The organism is Agromyces hippuratus (assembly GCF_013410355.1).
Classification (GTDB): domain Bacteria; phylum Actinomycetota; class Actinomycetes; order Actinomycetales; family Microbacteriaceae; genus Agromyces; species Agromyces hippuratus.
The window spans coordinates 2,644,621-2,661,213 of the sequence record NZ_JACCFI010000001.1 but is presented as its reverse complement, the minus strand read 5'-3'; the positions used below and the strand labels follow the sequence as shown (position 1 = coordinate 2,661,213).

General features: G+C 66.6%; 12 protein-coding genes. 6 read left to right on the top strand and 6 right to left on the bottom strand.

What is annotated here, in order from left to right:
• Nucleotides 1-2: 2 nt before the first annotated feature.
• From gyrA to dnaA, 6 genes are all read right to left on the bottom strand, one after another.
• Nucleotides 3-2,507: a DNA gyrase subunit A gene (gyrA, locus tag BJY17_RS12430; protein WP_179552864.1), complete on the bottom strand. Its 2,505-nt coding sequence runs from the start codon at nucleotides 2,505-2,507 to the stop codon at nucleotides 3-5.
• Nucleotides 2,508-2,589: 82 nt separating this feature from the next.
• Entirely contained in the window at nucleotides 2,590-4,608 is a 2,019-nt protein-coding gene (gene gyrB / locus BJY17_RS12425) for a DNA topoisomerase (ATP-hydrolyzing) subunit B (protein ID WP_179551618.1), read from the bottom strand.
• 123 nt (nucleotides 4,609-4,731) lie between these two features.
• The gene (locus tag BJY17_RS12420) at nucleotides 4,732-5,214 is read right to left on the bottom strand and encodes a DUF721 domain-containing protein (RefSeq protein ID WP_179551617.1); all 483 of its coding nucleotides are present in this window, start codon (nucleotides 5,212-5,214) and stop codon (nucleotides 4,732-4,734) included.
• Nucleotides 5,207-6,478, bottom strand: coding sequence for a DNA replication/repair protein RecF (recF, locus tag BJY17_RS12415; protein ID WP_179551616.1), 1,272 nt, complete (start codon nucleotides 6,476-6,478; stop codon nucleotides 5,207-5,209). The genes BJY17_RS12420 and recF overlap by 8 nt, the downstream gene beginning before the upstream one ends.
• A gap of 109 nt (nucleotides 6,479-6,587) precedes the next feature.
• On the bottom strand, nucleotides 6,588-7,736 hold the full coding sequence (dnaN, locus tag BJY17_RS12410) for a DNA polymerase III subunit beta (protein WP_179551615.1): 1,149 nt from the start codon (nucleotides 7,734-7,736) through the stop codon (nucleotides 6,588-6,590).
• Between the two features lie 523 nt (nucleotides 7,737-8,259).
• Nucleotides 8,260-9,606 (bottom strand): chromosomal replication initiator protein DnaA, encoded by a 1,347-nt coding sequence (dnaA, locus tag BJY17_RS12405; protein ID WP_407647833.1) that lies wholly within the window; start codon nucleotides 9,604-9,606, stop codon nucleotides 8,260-8,262.
• A gap of 504 nt (nucleotides 9,607-10,110) precedes the next feature.
• Between dnaA and rpmH the strand changes: the two genes are divergently transcribed.
• The 6 genes from rpmH to rsmG are packed head-to-tail and all read left to right on the top strand — an operon-like array spanning nucleotide 10,111 to nucleotide 13,229.
• Nucleotides 10,111-10,248: a 50S ribosomal protein L34 gene (gene rpmH, locus BJY17_RS12400; protein ID WP_055854070.1), complete on the top strand. Its 138-nt coding sequence runs from the start codon at nucleotides 10,111-10,113 to the stop codon at nucleotides 10,246-10,248.
• Nucleotides 10,249-10,255: 7 nt separating this feature from the next.
• The gene (rnpA, locus tag BJY17_RS12395) at nucleotides 10,256-10,627 is read left to right on the top strand and encodes a ribonuclease P protein component (protein WP_074260462.1); all 372 of its coding nucleotides are present in this window, start codon (nucleotides 10,256-10,258) and stop codon (nucleotides 10,625-10,627) included.
• A gap of 1 nt (nucleotide 10,628) precedes the next feature.
• Complete coding sequence (gene yidD / locus BJY17_RS18960) at nucleotides 10,629-11,120, top strand: membrane protein insertion efficiency factor YidD (RefSeq protein WP_179549561.1); 492 nt, start codon at nucleotides 10,629-10,631, stop codon at nucleotides 11,118-11,120.
• An 8-nt stretch (nucleotides 11,121-11,128) separates the two neighbouring features.
• A complete protein-coding gene (yidC, locus tag BJY17_RS12385; protein ID WP_179551613.1) occupies nucleotides 11,129-12,082 on the top strand; it encodes a membrane protein insertase YidC in 954 nt (317 codons plus the stop codon).
• A gap of 3 nt (nucleotides 12,083-12,085) precedes the next feature.
• Entirely contained in the window at nucleotides 12,086-12,583 is a 498-nt protein-coding gene (locus tag BJY17_RS12380; protein WP_074260459.1) for a Jag family protein, read from the top strand.
• Nucleotides 12,584-12,599: 16 nt separating this feature from the next.
• The gene (gene rsmG, locus BJY17_RS12375; RefSeq protein ID WP_179551612.1) at nucleotides 12,600-13,229 is read left to right on the top strand and encodes a 16S rRNA (guanine(527)-N(7))-methyltransferase RsmG; all 630 of its coding nucleotides are present in this window, start codon (nucleotides 12,600-12,602) and stop codon (nucleotides 13,227-13,229) included.
• Nucleotides 13,230-16,593: the final 3,364 nt, after the last annotated feature.

Here is a 16,593-nt window from a genome sequence, read left to right as displayed (position 1 = left end):
GGTTACTCCTCTCGCGCGGGCTCGGCCGCTTCGGACTCTGCGGCCTCCTCCACGAGATTCCGTTCGGAATTCTTCGCGATGGCGATGATCCGGTCGTCGTTCGCGAACTTCGCGAACACGACGCCCATCGTGTCCCTGCCCTTGGCGGGAACCTCGGCGACGTCAGAGCGTACCACCTTGCCGCTGGCAAGAACCACAAGCACCTCGTCGTCACGACCGACGATCAGGGCGCCCGCGAGGTCGCCTCGATCTTCGTTCAGCTTGGCGACCTTGATGCCGAGTCCGCCTCGGTTCTGCAGGCGATACTGGTCGACCGCGGTGCGCTTGGCGTAGCCGCCCTCGGTCACCACGAAGACGTACCTGGCGTCGTCTCCTGCGCTCGCCTCCGCCTCATCGGCCTCGTCACCGTCGGTGAGCGAAGCAGCGACGACGGATGCCTCGAGCAACTGGTCGCCCGGTCGGAACGACATGCCCTTCACGCCCGAGGTCGAGCGACCCATCGGCCGCAGCGCTTCATCGGTCGCCGCGAAGCGCAGGGACATGCCCTTCTTCGAGACGAGGAGGATCTCGTCGTGCTCGTCCGCGAGCATCGCCGAGACGAGCTCATCGCCCTCGCGCAGGTTGATCGCGATGACGCCGCGCGAGCGGTTGGTGTCGTACGCGGTCAGCTCCGTCTTCTTGACGAGGCCCTCGCGCGTGGCCAGCACGAGGTACTGGGCGACGTTGTAGTCGCGGATGTCGAGGATCTCGGCGATCTGCTCGTCGGGCTGCATCTCGAGCAGGTTCGCGACGTGCTGGCCCTTCGCGTCGCGGCCGGCCTCCTGGATCTCGTACGCCTTCGCCCGGTAGACGCGGCCCATGTTCGTGAAGAACAGCAGCCAGTGGTGCGTCGTGGTGACGAAGAAGTGCTCGACGACGTCGTCGGCGCGCAACTGCGCGCCCTTGACGCCCTTGCCGCCGCGGTGCTGCGAGCGGTAGTTGTCGCTGCGCGTGCGCTTGACGTAGCCGCCGCGCGTGACCGTGACCACCATCTCCTCTTCGGGGATGAGGTCTTCGACCGACATGTCGCCGTCGAAGCCCGGCATGATGTGCGTGCGACGCTCGTCGCCGTACTTCGCCACGATCTCGGCGAGCTCGGTGGAGACGATCGTGCGCTGGCGTTCGGGCCGGGCCAGGATGTCCTGGTAGTCGAGGATCTCGGCCTGGATGGACTCGGCCTCGTCGATGATCTTCTGACGCTCGAGCGCCGCCAGTCGACGCAACTGCATCGCGAGGATGGCGTCGGCCTGGATGTCGTCGATCTCGAGCAGCTGCTTCAGCCCATCGCGGGCATCGTCGACGGTCGCCGAGGCACGGATCAACGCGATGACCTCGTCGAGCGCGTCGAGCGCCTTGAGGTAACCGCGCAGGATGTGCATGCGGGCCTCGGCCTCGCGCAGCAGGTACTGCGTGCGACGCACGATCACTTCGATCTGGTGGTCGACCCAGTGCGCGATGAATCCATCGATCGAGAGCGTGCGGGGAATGCCGTCGACGATCGCGAGCATGTTCGCGCCGAAGTTGTCCTGCAGTTGGGTGTGCTTGTACAGGTTGTTCAGCACGACCTTCGCGACCGCATCGCGCTTCAGCACGATGACGAGCCGCTGGCCGGTACGGCCCGAGGTCTCGTCGCGGATGTCGGCGATGCCGCCGACCTTGCCGTCCTTCACGAGGTCGGCGATCTTGATCGCGAGGTTGTCGGGGTTGACCTGGTAGGGCAGCTCGGTGATGACGAGGCAGGTGCGTCCCTGCAGCTCCTCGACCGAGACGACCGCGCGCATCGTGATGGAGCCGCGGCCAGTGCGGTACGCGTCGTTGATGCCCTTGACGCCGAGGATCTGCGCGCCGGTCGGGAAGTCGGGGCCCTTGATGCGCTGGATCAGCGCCTCCTGCAGCTCCTCGCGCGAGGCCTCGGGGTGCTCGAGGTACCACTGGGCACCGGATGCCACTTCGCGCAGGTTGTGCGGCGGGATGTTCGTCGCCATGCCGACCGCGATGCCGACCGAGCCGTTGACGAGCAGGTTCGGGAAGCGCGCCGGCAGGATCGCCGGTTCCTGCGTGCGACCGTCGTAGTTGTCCTGGAAGTCGACGGTCTCCTTCTCGATGTCCCGCACCATCTCGAGTGCGAGCGGAGCCATCTTCGTCTCGGTGTATCGCGGAGCGGCCGCGCCGTCGTTGCCCGGCGAGCCGAAGTTGCCCTGGCCGAGCGCCAACGGGTAGCGCAGGCTCCACGGCTGCACGAGGCGAACAAGGGCGTCGTAGATCGCCGTGTCGCCGTGCGGGTGGAACTGGCCCATGACGTCGCCGACGACGCGGGCGCACTTCGAGAACGCCCGGTCGGGGCGGTAGCCGCCGTCGTACATCGCGTAGATGACGCGGCGATGCACCGGCTTCAGGCCGTCGCGGACGTCGGGCAGCGCGCGCCCGACGATGACGCTCATCGCGTAGTCGAGGTACGAGCGCTGCATCTCGAGCTGCAGATCGACCTGATCGATCCTGCCGTGGATGCCGGGGCCCTCGACCGTGTCGTCGCCGCCGGGGTTGATCACATCAGATGTCAAGGAAACGCACGTCCTTCGCGTTCTTCTGGATGAAGTTGCGGCGGCTCTCGACGTCTTCGCCCATCAGGGTGGAGAAGATCTCGTCGGCGGCGGCCGCGTCGTCCATGGTGACCTGCAGCAGGGTGCGGGTCTCGGGGTTCATCGTGGTCTCCCACAGCTCCTGGTGGTTCATCTCACCGAGACCCTTGTAGCGCTGCACGCCATTGTCCTTCGGGATGCGCTTGCCGGCGGCGACGCCGGCGGCGAGCAGCGCATCGCGCTCCTTGTCGGAGTAGACGTACTCGTGGTCGGAGTTGGTCCACTTCAGGCGGTAGAGCGGCGGCTGCGCGAGATACACGTAGCCGAGCTCGATGAGCGGGCGCATGTAGCGGAACAGCAGCGTGAGCAGCAGGGTCGTGATGTGCTGGCCGTCGACATCGGCATCGGCCATCAGCACGATCTTGTGATAGCGCGCCTTCTCGGTGTTGAAGTCCTCACCGATGCCGGCGCCGAACGCCGTGATCATCGCCTGCACCTCGTTGTTGGCGAGGGCGCGATCGAGGCGGGCCTTCTCGACGTTCAGGATCTTGCCGCGCAGCGGCAGGATCGCCTGCGTCTCGGGGTTGCGGCCCTGCACGGCGGAGCCGCCGGCCGAGTCGCCCTCGACGATGAAGATCTCGGAGACGGACGGGTCCTTCGACGAGCAGTCCTTGAGTTTGCCCGGCATGCCGCCCGATTCGAGCAGGCCCTTGCGTCGGGTCGCCTCACGCGCCTTGCGCGCCGCGATGCGGGCGGTGGCGGCCTGGATCGCCTTGCGGATGATGTCGCGCGCGACCGTGGGGTTGCGCTCGAACCAGTCGCCGAGCTGGTCGGAGGTGACCTTCTGCACGAACGACTTCGCCTCGGTGTTGCCGAGCTTGGTCTTCGTCTGGCCCTCGAACTGCGGCTCGGAGAGCTTCACCGAGATGACCGCGGTGAGCCCCTCGCGCACATCGTCGCCGGAGAGGTTGTCGTCCTTCTCCTTGATGATGCCCTTCTCGCGGGCGTACTTGTTGACGAGGGTCGTGAGCGCCGCACGGAAGCCCTCTTCGTGCGTGCCGCCCTCGTGGGTGTTGATCGTGTTGGCGTACGTGTGCACCGACTCGGTGTACGACGTCGTCCACTGCATCGCGACCTCGAGCGCGATCTTGCGATCGGTGTCTTCCGACTCGAAGGAGATGATCTCCTCGTTCACGAGGTCGGACTTCTTCGAGCGGTTGAGGTACTCGACGTAGTCGACGAGGCCGCGCTCGTAGAGGAAGGTGTCGGTGCGAGGACCGGGAGTCGCGTCATCCGCTTCGCTCGCCGCCGTGTCTTCGGGGTCGATCTCGACGTGGCCGCTGCGCTCGTCGGTGAGCGTGATGCGCAGGCCCTTGTTGAGGAAGGCCATCTGCTGGAAGCGGCTGCGGAGCGTCTCGTAGTCGAACTCGACGGTCTCGAAGATGTCGGGGCTCGGCCAGAACGTGATCGTCGTGCCGGTCTCGTCGCTCGCCTCGTCTTGCGAGAGCGGGGCGTCGGGAACGCCGACGGTGAACGACTGGCGCCAGACGTGGCCCTGGCGGCGCACCTCGACGTCGAGCTTGGTCGAGAGCGCGTTGACGACGGATGACCCGACGCCGTGCAGCCCGCCCGAGACGGCGTAGCCGCCGCCGCCGAACTTGCCGCCGGCGTGCAGCACGGTGAGCACGACCTCGACCGTCGAACGGCCTTCGGTCTTGTGGATGTCGACCGGGATGCCGCGGCCGTCGTCGATGACGCGCACACCGCCGTCGGGCAGGATCGTCACGTCGATGGTGGTGGCATGGCCCGCAAGCGCTTCATCGACCGAGTTGTCGACGATCTCGGAGACGAGATGGTGCAGGCCTCGTGGGCCCGTCGAGCCGATGTACATACCCGGCCGCTTGCGAACCGCTTCGAGCCCCTCGAGTACCTGGATCTCATCAGCACCGTAAGCCGGTGTCTGCTGGGGCTTCGTCGGTTCCGCTGTCATGTGTGAATCGGGCTCCTGACCGTCATTCTGGCGACTCTCGATCCTATCAAATCGAGGGTCGACGCAAGCCTCGAAGCGCCGTTCTGGGGCGATTTCAGGTTCCCAGTGACCGAATTTGCCTGCCTAGCCGTAGGTATCGCGCGGACCACGCCCTGGAACCGATCTGGGACCCTTTTTCCAGGTGGGGGCATCCGGCCCCTGAAAGCGGATCGTGTCGACGCCGGCTCCGGGGAATCTCGTCGTGATCTCGGTGACGAGTTGGGTGCGCATCATGCGGAGCTGCGTGGCCCATGCGGTCGACTCGCAGCGCACCTGGAGCACGCCGCCCTCGATCGCGATGGGTTCGGTGTGCCGCGCGGTCTCCTCACCGGCGATCTCGGCCCACGACGCGAGCACGTCGTGCTGAGACAGCGGACCGCTCCAGCCGAGCTGCGCGCTGAGGGAGTCGATGGTGTCGCCGAGCGGCTTCGGGTCGCGACCGGGACTGAACGGCTCGCTGCCGGACGCCTCGCGAGTGCGGACCCTGCCCGGACGCCCGGTGCGCGTGCGTGGCTCGCCGCCGAAGATCTCACGGAAGTGCTGGTAGACGCGGGAGGCCTCAGACATCGGCGGCCTCGGTCTTCGTCTCGGGTTCGGGCTGGGCCTCGGCTGCAGCTTCGACCTCGCCTGCAGCTTCTGTCTCGACCTCGATCGGCGACGCTGATGCTGCGAGCTCGCCCTCGCCGTCGACGATGCGGCCGGCGGCGATGTGCACGATGCGGGCGGTGAGCGGGGCCGGCACGTCTTCGAGCACCGCGGCCGTCACGAGCACCTGCTCGAAGCCCGCGATCGCGTGGGCCAGTCGCTCGCGCCGCAGCCGATCGAGCTCGGCGAACACGTCGTCGAGCACGAGCACGGGGTCGCCGGTCATCGAGTCGCGCCGCAGGAGTTCTGCCGAGGCGAGGCGAAGCGCGAGCGCGAACGACCAGGATTCGCCGTGGCTCGCGTAGCCCTTGGCCGGCAGCCCGTTGAGAAGGAGCACCACGTCGTCGCGGTGCGGGCCGACGAGGGTGACGCCCCGCTCGAGCTCCTTCGGGCGGAGCACGCGCAGTGCTTCGGCGAAGCGATCGCGGGTGCCGACCGTCGACGCGGTCGAGCCGACCGCCTGCTCGACGTCGGCATCGGGGTCGGCACCGTCGATCGAGAGCAGCGGAGTCATGCCCGGCCCGTGATCGGCGTCGACGATGGCGCGGTACGCCGCGGCCAGGGGCTCGCGGAGCTCGTCGACGAGCGCGAGACGCTGATCGATGAGCTCGGATCCGAGCACGACGAGGCGTTCGTCCCAGATATCGAGCGTGGTCAGCTTGTCGACCGCGAGGCCGCGCGCTCGCGCGCTCTTCAGCAGCGAGTTGCGCTGCTTGAGCACTCGCTCATAGTCGGCCATGACGCCGGAGAGTCTCGGGGTGCGCTGGATGAGCAGTTCGTCGAGCATGCGTCGGCGCACCGAGGGCTCGCCACGCACGATCGCGAGATCTTCGGGCGCGAAGAGCACGCTGTGCGCATACCGCGGCAGCTCACGGGTCTTCACGGGCGAGCGGTTGAGCTGAGCGCGATTGGCGCCCTGGCGATTGAGTTGCAGCTCGACGAGCAGCTCGCGATCGCCGTGCGAGAGCAGTGCCCGCACGATCGCGGCATCGGCGCCCGCCCTGATGAGCGCCTGATCGCCCGAGACCCGGTGCGACCCGAGCGTGGCGAGGTAGCCGATCGCCTCGACGAGGTTGGTCTTGCCCTGGCCGTTGCGCCCGACCAGCACGGTCGCACCGGGGCCGAGTTCGAGCTCGGCACGCGCGTAGTTGCGGTAGTCGGTCAGCGAGAGCCGGGCGACATGCACGCTGGGCTCCCTTCAGCAGCGGGGCATCCGGATGCCCCGGAACCGACGGATTCGCAATTGACCACGCTACCCCGCACCGCCGACGACGGGCCCGGCCCGTGACGACGGACTAGCGCAGCAGCAGGTTCGGCTGCAGCAGGTAGCGGTAGCTGTCGGCGCCGGCCTGCTCGCGCGAGGACTGGCTCGTGATGAGCACAGGGCCCGGCTTGTTGGGGTTCTCGGTCTTCGTGAACGAGACGCGCACGAATTCCGAATGCACGGCACCGAGACCGTCGAGCAGGAACTGCGGCTTCAGCGAGACGACCGTGTCGTCGCCCGTGAGGATCGCGTCGATCGACTCGGATGCCTGGGCCTGCTCGCTGCCGATCGCCTCGAGGGTCAGGCCGTCGGCGGTGAAGCTGTAGCGGAGCGCCGCCTCGCGCTCGAGCACCAGGGCGACACGACGGGTCGCCTCGATGAGCTCTGCCGTGTTGACCACCGCGTAGTTGTCGACCGTCTCGGGAAAGAGTCGGCGCACGGGCGGGAAGTTGCCCTTGATGAGGAGCGACGTCACCGTCTTCTTCTCGGCGCTGAACGCGATGAGCTCGCGGTCGTCGCGGCTCGTGATCGAGACCGAGATCGTGCCCGAGTGGCCGAAGGTCTTGCCCACTTCCTGCAGGGTGCGCGCCGGCACGAGTGCCGTGACGGACTCCTCGCTCGCGACTCCCCCGCCGTCCCAGTCGAGTTCGCGCACGGCGACACGGTAGCGGTCGGTGGCGACCAGGCTGAGGTTGTTCTCGCGCACCTCGAGCTGCACGCCGGTGATGACCGGAGTCACGTCGTCGCGCGAAGCGGCGACGGCGACCTGTGCGACGGCCGCGGCGAACTCCTCAGCGGGCACGACGCCCGACTGCTCGCCGATCTCGGGAATGGAGGGGTACTCCTCGACCGGCATGGACAGCAGGGTGAAGCTCGCCGAGCCGCAGCTCACCGAGATGCGGCTCTCTTCGGTCGACACGCGCACGGGAGCGTTCGGCAGGCGGCCGGCGATCTCGGCGAGGAGTCGGCCCGAGACGAGCACGGTGCCGGGCTCCTCGACGTCGGCCTGGATCTCGGTCTGCGAGGAGACCTCGTAGTCGAACGAGGAGAGCACGAGGCCGTCGTCGTTCGCCTGGATCAACACGCCCGAGAGGATCGGCAGCGTGGTGCGCTGAGGCAGCAGTTTGACGGCGAAGGAAACGGCCTCACTGAAGACGTCGCGGTTGACCTGGAACTTCACGGTACTCCCGTCGTGGATGTCGCTGGGTGGCTCCCATGCTATCCGCACAGTTCCCTCAGACGAGGGCGAATCGATCACGAACCGTTCGCGGAGACCGCCGCTCGAGGCGCGCCGATTCACAAGGTTGTGGGAATCCCCACTTAAACCCTTAACTCTTAACAGTGTTAACCGCTGTGGAAACTGTGGATGGTGTTCGGAGACCCGCGGAACCGTGCCGATCCGGAGGCATCCGATCTGTGCACAGTGTGTGGGTTCGTGAGCGGATGCCTCGCTCCGATGCCGAACGCATGACACCGTTCTGCACAGGCGAGCACCCTGTCTCAACAGGCGCTGGGCGGTTGCTCGTTAACAATCCACAGGTTCTCCACAACTGTGGGAATCGGGCGTCAGAGGCCTGCAGAGGGCCTGCAGACCTCGTTCCGGGTCGTTTTCGAGCGCGCCGAACACCCCTGTTCCGGTTGAGCCTGTCGAAACCTGAGCCTGTCGAAACCCGAGCCGGTCGGAACCGAGCATGCGGCCGGCCTCAGCGGTAGCGGCTGACCTGCTTGATGCGCGCGGTGAGCTCGGTGACCTGGTTGTAGATGGAGCGCCGCTCCTTCATGAGCTCCGAGATCTTCTTGTTCGCGTACATCACCGTCGTGTGATCGCGGTTGCCGAACAGCTGACCGATCTTCGGCAGCGACAGGCTCGTGAGCTCGCGGCAGAGGTACATCGCGATCTGACGCGCGGTGGCGACGGCCTGGGATCGGCTCGAACCGTAGAGGTCGTCGACCGTCAGCTTGAAGTAGTCGGCGGTCGCCGTGATGATGTCGACCGGCGAGACGACGTTGTCCGAGTCATCCGTGATGAGGTCTTTCAACACCGTCTGCACGAGCGGCATGTCGACCGGAGTGCGGTTGAGGCTCGCGAACGCGGTGACGCGGATGAGCGTGCCCTCGAGCTCGCGAATGTTGCTCGACACCTTCGACGCCATGTACTCGAGGATGTCGTCGGGCACCTGCAGCCGCTCCGACTGCGCCTTCTTGCGGAGAATCGCGATGCGCGTCTCGAGGTCGGGCGCCTGCACGTCGGTGATGAGGCCCCACTCGAAGCGGCTGCGCATGCGGTCCTCGAAGCCCGTCAGGTGCTTCGGCGGCACATCGCTCGTGATCACGACCTGCTTGTTGTGGTCGTGCAGCGTGTTGAAGGTGTGGAAGAACGCCTCCTGCGTCTCCGCCTTGCCCTGCAGGAACTGGATGTCGTCGATCAGCAGGATGTCGATGTTGCGGTAACGCTGCTGGAAGAGGGAACCGCGGTTGTTGGCGATCGAGTTGATGAAGTCGTTCGTGAACTCCTCGGAACTCACGTACCGCACGCGGATGCCGGGGTACAGGCTCATCGCGTAGTGACCGATGGCGTGCAGGAGGTGGGTCTTGCCGAGCCCCGAGTCGCCGTAGATGAAGAGCGGGTTGTAGGCCTTCGCCGGCGCCTCCGCGACCGCGACCGCTGCAGCGTGGGCGAACCGGTTCGACTGGCCGATGACGAAGCTCTCGAACGCGTACTTCGGGTTCAGTCTCGTGTCGCGCGACGCGACGGGGTTCGTGTTCTCGAAGACCGACTGCGGCGACGCGGGCAACTCGACCGGATCGATCGCCTCGTCGACGAACGGCGAGAGCGGCTCGGGGGCCCTCGTCTCCTCGAGCTCGGGATTGACGACGACATAGAAGGAGGTCACCGGCGAGGGCGCCTCGACCACGCTCATCGCCGAGAGCAGCGAGACCCGCATGCGCTGGTTGAGCATGCTCGCGGTGAAGTCGTTCGGCACCTCCAGATAGAAGGTGCCCGCCGCGATGCCCTTGGGCTCGACCAGGTTCAGGAATCCCTGGAGCATCGGGGTGATCGCGTCGTCGTCTGACAGCCGATCGAGGATCGTCGCCCACGTATCCGTGATGGGCTGTTCTGTCATCGTTCCCCGCATTCATTCGGTAGCCATCGTCTGGCCGCTCATCGATCCCCCGATCGACGGAGCAAGCGGCGCGAGGCGCATGTTCTCTGCGTTGTCCACGGCCTGTGAAGAGATTTCGGAAGAAGCCCGAGAATCCGCGCACCAAGCTGGGGATAACTGGTGTCAAACGCTATCCGAGGAAGCCGCTCCCGACAAATGCCGATTGAGGGATTCGACAGCGCGGGCGTGTCGTTCCACAGGCGATCCTGAGGTTCGAGCGATACTGTCTCTTTTGAACTGCGGCCGTATCGATCTCGGTTCGGTTTGACCCCGAGCCCTCGAGGCCGTAGTTTTAATCAGTTGACCCCAGCCCGTCAAGGGCACCCAGTTTTCCCGCCACCACGCAACCAGCGAATTTCGGCGAGGAGATCCGAACGCCGGAGAAGAAGAATGAGCAAGCGTACTTTCCAGCCGAACAACCGTCGTCGCGCCAAGAAGCACGGCTTCCGCCTTCGCATGCGTACCCGCGCCGGCCGTGCCATCCTGTCGGCACGCCGCAGCAAGGGTCGCACCGAGCTCTCCGCGTAGTTCTTCGGTGCTCGCCAAAGCCAATCGCATCACGAGCGCCGACGACTATCGAGTCATCGTGCGCCGAGGTGCGAAGGTCGCCGGTGCCCACACCGTGAGCTATGTGCGCTCACGGGAGTCGGGCACCGACGCACGCTTCGGCTTCATCGTCTCGAAGAAGGTCGGCGGCGCAGTCCGCCGCAATCTCGTGCGTCGCCGGCTGAAGGCCGTCTGCCACGAGGCACTCGGCGACGGCATCTCCGATGTCGACGTCGTCGTGCGAGCACTGCCTTCGGCGTCCCTCGCCGACTGGAACGAGATCCGCGCCGAGGTGCTCGGCGCCCTCCAACGTCGCCGCGCACGTGTGCCGGCCGCCGCCGCGCAGGAGAAGGGCGAATAGCGTGAAGAACGCCGTCCTGTTCGCTGCGCTCATCCCCCGCAACGCCGGGGTCCTCCTCATTCGCGGCTATCGGGCCGCGATTTCCCCGTTGTACGGCGACGTCTGCCGGTACTACCCGTCATGCTCGGCCTACGGCCTGGGCTCGGTGCAGCAACGAGGCCTCATCGTCGGCTCGGCACTCACCGCATGGCGCATCCTCCGGTGCAACCCCTGGTCGGCCGGCGGCATCGACGACGTCCGCGCCGCGAAGCACTCCCGGTATCGCATCACCCGGTTCGGGTGGGTCATCCCCGCCGGTTGGTCGGATGCCGCGGCATCCGCTGAACTCGGTGCGACCGGCCACGCCCATGATCACGCCCCCGGTTCCGCCGGCCACGGTGCACCCGTCGACGCTGACGTCGACTCGCGTGCAGCGGCCGCCTCGGCTCCCGAGCCCCGCCGCGCTGACGCGGCCCTCGCGCTTTCCTCCTCCACCGTGTTCCGAAAGGACTGACCCACTCAATGCCTGATATTTTCAGCCTGATCCTCTGGCCCATCAAATGGGTCATCGAGCTGATCCTCGTCGCGTTCCACTCGATGTGGACGTTCTTCGGGCTCAACCCCGATGCGGGTGTGACGTGGGTGCTGTCGATCGTCGGTCTCGTCATCGTCGTGCGGGCCGCGCTCATCCCGATCTTCGTCAAGCAGATCAAGAGCCAGCGCCGCATGCTCGAGGTCGCGCCGCAGCTCAAGAAGATCCAGGACAAGTACAAGGGCAAGAAGGACCAGTTCTCTCGCGAGGCGATGTCTCGCGAGACGATGGACCTCTACAAGAAGACGGGCACCAACCCGCTCTCCTCGTGCCTGCCGCTGCTGCTGCAGATGCCGATCTTCTTCGGCCTCTTCTCGGTGCTCAACGACGCCCAGCACGACAAGGCCGGCGTCGGCGTGTTCACCCAGGACCTCGCCAACTCGTTCGCGAACTCGGAGATCCTCGGCGCACCCCTGAAGGGCACCTTCATCGGTGCGATGAACGGCGAGTACCCCTGGCAGGTCATGGTCATCGCCGCGACGATGATCGTGCTGATGACCGCGTCGCAGTTCATCACCCAGCTGCAGATCGTCTCGAAGAACATGTCGCCCGAGACCAAGGCGAGCCCGATGTTCCGCCAGCAGCGCATCATGCTCTACCTGCTCCCCCTCGTGTTCGCGTTCTCCGGTGTCGCCTTCCCGATCGGCGTCATGTTCTACTGGCTCGTCTCGAACTTCTGGACCATGGGTCAGCAGTTCGTGGTCATCCGCAACATGCCGACGCCCGGCAGTGAAGCTGCGAAGGCACGCGAGGAGCGCCTCGCCCGCAAGGGCAAGCTCGTCGTCGAAGAGAAGACCCAGACCGAGATCGAAACGCCCGAGGCGAAGAAGACTCAGCGCCAGCAGCCCGTGAGCAAGGCTCGCGCGAAGAAGCAGGGGAAGTAACCCATGACCGACGTACAGCACGACGCCGCTGACCGCTCGACCTCGCAACTCGAGGAAGAGGGCGACATCGCCGCCGACTACATCGAAGAGCTGCTCGACATCATGGATCTCGATGGCGACATCGACATCGACGCGCGCAACGGCCGCGCATACGTCTCGGTCAACGCAGGCGAAGGTGCGAACCTGAACCTGCTCGCGAAGCCCGAGACGGTGAGCGCCTTCCAGGAGCTCACCCGGCTCGCGGTGCAGACCAAGACCGGTGCGTTCTCGCGCCTGATCCTCGACATCGGCGGTTCGCGCGACGCACGCCGCGACGAACTCGCCGGCCTGGTCGAGCGCGCGGCCGAGCGCATCGAGGGCGGTGCCGCCGAGGCATCCCTGCCCCCCATGTCGTCGTACGAGCGCAAGCTCGTGCACGACCTCGTCGCCGAGCGCGGTCTCCACTCGGAGTCGCGCGGCGAGGGTTCGGATCGTCACACGGTCATCACCCGCGTTGGCTGACGTTTCACGTGAAACGATGATCGACGGACTCGAACCCGAACCGGCCGCGGCCGTCGAACTCTTCGGCGAGCACATCGAGGGTGGTCGGGCATTCGCCGACGCCCTCGCGCGCCACGGCGAAGAGCTCGGCCTGATCGGCCCGCTCGAACTGCCGCGTCTGTGGACCCGGCACATCCTGAACAGTGCACTGGTCGCACCGCTGCTGCGTCCCGGCCGGGTCGGCGACGTCGGGTCCGGCGCCGGCCTGCCCGGCATCGTGCTCGCGATCATGCGACCGGATGTCTCGTTCACCCTCATCGAGCCGATGGAACGACGCGTCGCGTGGCTCGAGCGTCAGGCTGATGAACTCGGCCTCTCGAACGTGACGGTGGTGCGCGCCCGCGCTGAGGAGTCGAAGCTCTTCGACTCGCTCGACCAGGTGACTGCCCGGGCGGTGAGCGCGCTCCGCACACTCATCCCCGTCACCGCTCCCCTGCTGCGACCCGGCGGCGAACTCGTGCTCATGAAGGGCGCCGGAGTCGACGGCGAGATCGGCGCGGCCGAGAAGGTCATCCGCAAGTACCAGCTGCACGACGTGGAGGTGCTCGTGCTCGGAGAGGGCGTCGTCTCCGAGGTCACGAGGGTGTTCCGCGCCACTGCGGGCTGAACGGACCCCGCTCCACTCTCCCGGGTGCGCCCTGCGCCCTGCGCACGGCGATCCAGCTCGGTGACCGGTGGTGCGCATCGGTGCGAGTGCGCGACGCCGCCGCGTGAGTGGTTGCGGGATCGTCGGGGCGCTCGCATCGAGTACCCCGGAGACTGACGTCTGTCTGCCCGCGGGCGAGGCTGCGCGCCCCCGGCGCGACGATGGCCGCCCGTTGTGATGCCATCGCGGGTGGAGCGCGGTGACCGACATGCCTTCGAAGGCGAAGGTGTCGGCGCTTCGCCAGCTCGGGGCTGTCTGCCAGGTACACGGCATCGTTCGGCGCCGCCCAATTCGAGGCACCCACTCGTATGGCTCGATGGACCGTAGCGTCTGGGTGAACCAGTCGAGGGGCGACGAGCGCACGACGACCACGATGCGCAATCAGAGCACACGGGCGGGGTGTGCGGTCGTCGTCGTTTCTGTGATCGGCTGCAGTCTCCGCGTCTCAGGGGCCGTCTGGCGTCCGCTCTCAGGCTGCAACCCGTGTCGGCGCGCGCCAGGTGATCCGCATTGCGAAGGGTCAATGGATGGAGCCCCGGAGGCCGCGAAGAGCTGGTGCATCGGTCAGCCCATCGAGCGTCGCCTCGCTGCGATGCGCGACGGTCGGTCGTCGTGGGCTTCGGGCTTCGGGTCGGGATCGGGTCGGGATCGTGCTGGGATTCCCCCTCCTCGCCGAGTGCCCCGGTGCGACGGAGTACTCAGGGCCTGATGGCCACCACTCGGATGAACGACGAGGAACGCGAGGACGTCGCACGCACGACCAAGCGTTGTTCGAGACGGAGTTGTCGACTCCCCCATCCCTGCTTCCTCGCACACGGTGTTTCACGTGAAACACCGGTTCCGATCCTCATTGCCTGAACAACGTTGAATAGTGCCGATGTGGTACTCGCCTGCAGGTGGGGGGCGGCTCGACTCGCTGCTTCATTCTCCGAGCACCCTGCCGGCGCAGCCCCGAGAATCGCCGTTCGCGATGCGTTCGAGCGCCGGATCCGGAAAGCCTCGTACCTCGTCATGGCCCCACCTTGGGTGTCGACCACAAGCGCGCCGCTGAGCCCCGTGTGATCGGACCCGACGGCAGGCGATACCGACGTCCATCAGCTCAGCGGGTCGGACCTGCCGAATCACGGTGGCTCGTTTCACGTGAAACACGGGTGGGAGTCTTGGTGGTTGCTGCGTTTCACGTGAAACGCGTGCGTCAGGTGGTGAGGTGATTCGGTACGGATGTGGTCGTCGATCGCGTCGATCGTGCTCGCTGGTCGATCTCGCTGGTCCGGCGGCGTCCTGCACATGTGTCGGTGACGCCAACCTCTTTCGCGCTCGAGGCACGCGCGGCGGGCGAATGCCGTCGCGCCGGGCCGCCATTCGCCGTTGTCGATCCGCGACTTCACTCCTCCTGGGCGCACTCTCCTTACCCACGAACGACCAACCGGAGTTGCGGCGTCGTGTGCCCCATGTCGTCCCCTCCCCCTCCCTGTGCGGGCCATCGCAGTCAGCGGCCCGCATCTGGTCGCCCAATCTGCTGTCGCGCCTCCCCTTCCCGACCCCGGCAACCCTCCAACCATGGGCCTGCCTCTCGATGCCCAGTCCTCGGCGGCGCCCAACCGGGTGTGGGCTTCGATCCGCGAATGCAACCCAGCGCCGAGCCGGACCCGCAATGTTCGAACCGGTGCCCGAGTCCAGTACGAGGGCACCGGTCTCGATCCTCGAGTTCTGGCGCCGCGCCCCTGAGAGGGCTGCCCGCACCCCGATCTTCTGTGCGGGGTGCGGCACGCTGTGCGGGGTGCGGCACGCTGTGCGGGGTGCGGCGACGCTCTGCGTGGTGCCGCGACTCTGTGCTGGGTGCGGCGAAGCTGTGCGGGGTGCGGCGATCCGGTGCCGACAACCCGAAGCGCGATGCCCGAGCCTGCAATACCGAACCTGAACCTCGCACCGCGAGCCCTTGCCACGTCGATCCTCAGATCCGAATCAGTTGCGACGGGACGCTGTGGGACGGGACCCGTATCCCGATCCAGCGGCCCGAAGCTCCGCAGTTCGATCTACTGACCGCTCTCCGCAGCCCAAGTCCCGAACGCCGTCGCCCAGGCATCAATCCCCGGATCGAGTTCCTGCGAGCTGGGCCTGTGGATCGCGACCAGAACCGTGGCTCGGCGGCGCGCGACCGCAGTCCGATTCCGGTGGCGGATATCGACCGCGACGCCATACCAGGATCCTTGAGCCTGCTCCTGGTCCCGATGGTCTGCAGCCTGATCGGGGACCTGGGTCGGCCCAAGCGTCTCGGCCGTGGACCGAACCCTGAATCGCAGAACAAATCTCCACACCTGGATTCACCGGACCCGTCGAGCTCCCGAACGCCGCGACGACTCGCACGCGACTCGTAGCGGTGCGCGCGTGGATCTCCGGCCAGTCCACTGTCGTTCAAGAACATTCGCCCGCTTCCCCTCGGTCGGCCCGCTTCCCCTCGGTCGGCCCGCTTCCTCCTCATCCGAGCTCGTCGCAGACTTGCTCGCAGGTCGCGCTGTGCAGCCACTTTCGGCCAATGCCCGAGCGAAGGGCCCCAGACGGGAACGCGGGATCGTGAGGGCGCGATGATCGTGAGGGCGCGATGCGTGAGCGCTGCACCGCGATGCGTGGCCGGGGAGTATTCATGGCGGGCGCGAAGCATGGATCGGATCAGTCGCGGTCCGATGGAGATCGTTCGGTCCCTGTGACTGGCGCGATCGGATGACGTTCACCTGAGTGTCCCTTCGCCGAGTTCGGGTTCGCGTGCGAGGGCTGCGAACAGGACACGACGTCGCGATGTTTCACGTGAAACACCATGGTTCACAGGGCCTCCGGCTCGCGGGCGATCGAGTCGAGGTTTGGTAGTGATGGTACTTGCGATGTTTCACGTGAAACGCCACGGTCGACTCGGGTCTGTGACGGGCGCGCGAGCGATCGAGTTGAGCTCGGTTGCGATGGCGATGTTTCACGTGAAACACCATGGTGGACTCGGGCTCTCGTGGGCGAGGCAGCGAGTTGATGGGTGGTTGCGATGGCGACGGCAACATAGTGGCGACGGCGATGGCCGCATCGGAGCCTCGTCGCCATCAGTCCGCGAACTGACGGCCACCGACTGGGCCGGCCATTGCGTCCACTCCCCCGGGCGACCGCGCCCCCGGCCCGCGACCCTCGTGCCCTGTCCCCGTGGGCCAGCGATGATCTGTTCGGGTTCGGGTTCGGGTTCGGGTTCGGGTTCGGGTTCGGGTCGCATTCGCATGCGCCTCTGGATCGCCTCCTGTGTCCGCTCATGCATTGCTGCGAACGACCAGCGCTTGGGCGCCAGCGT

What these genes read in the sequence shown, in the direction of transcription:
- gyrA (WP_179552864.1), bottom strand. Translation starts at nt 2,507, where the DNA reads ATGCAGCGCTCGTACCTCGACTACGCGATGAGCGTCATCGTCGGGCGC.
- gyrB (WP_179551618.1), bottom strand. Translation starts at nt 4,608, where the DNA reads ATGACAGCGGAACCGACGAAGCCCCAGCAGACACCGGCTTACGGTGCT.
- BJY17_RS12420 (WP_179551617.1), bottom strand. Translation starts at nt 5,214, where the DNA reads ATGTCTGAGGCCTCCCGCGTCTACCAGCACTTCCGTGAGATCTTCGGC.
- dnaA (WP_407647833.1), bottom strand. Translation starts at nt 9,606, where the DNA reads ATGCTCCAGGGATTCCTGAACCTGGTCGAGCCCAAGGGCATCGCGGCG.
- rpmH (WP_055854070.1), top strand. Translation starts at nt 10,111, where the DNA reads ATGAGCAAGCGTACTTTCCAGCCGAACAACCGTCGTCGCGCCAAGAAG.
- yidC (WP_179551613.1), top strand. Translation starts at nt 11,129, where the DNA reads ATGCCTGATATTTTCAGCCTGATCCTCTGGCCCATCAAATGGGTCATC.
- BJY17_RS12380 (WP_074260459.1), top strand. Translation starts at nt 12,086, where the DNA reads ATGACCGACGTACAGCACGACGCCGCTGACCGCTCGACCTCGCAACTC.
- rsmG (WP_179551612.1), top strand. Translation starts at nt 12,600, where the DNA reads ATGATCGACGGACTCGAACCCGAACCGGCCGCGGCCGTCGAACTCTTC.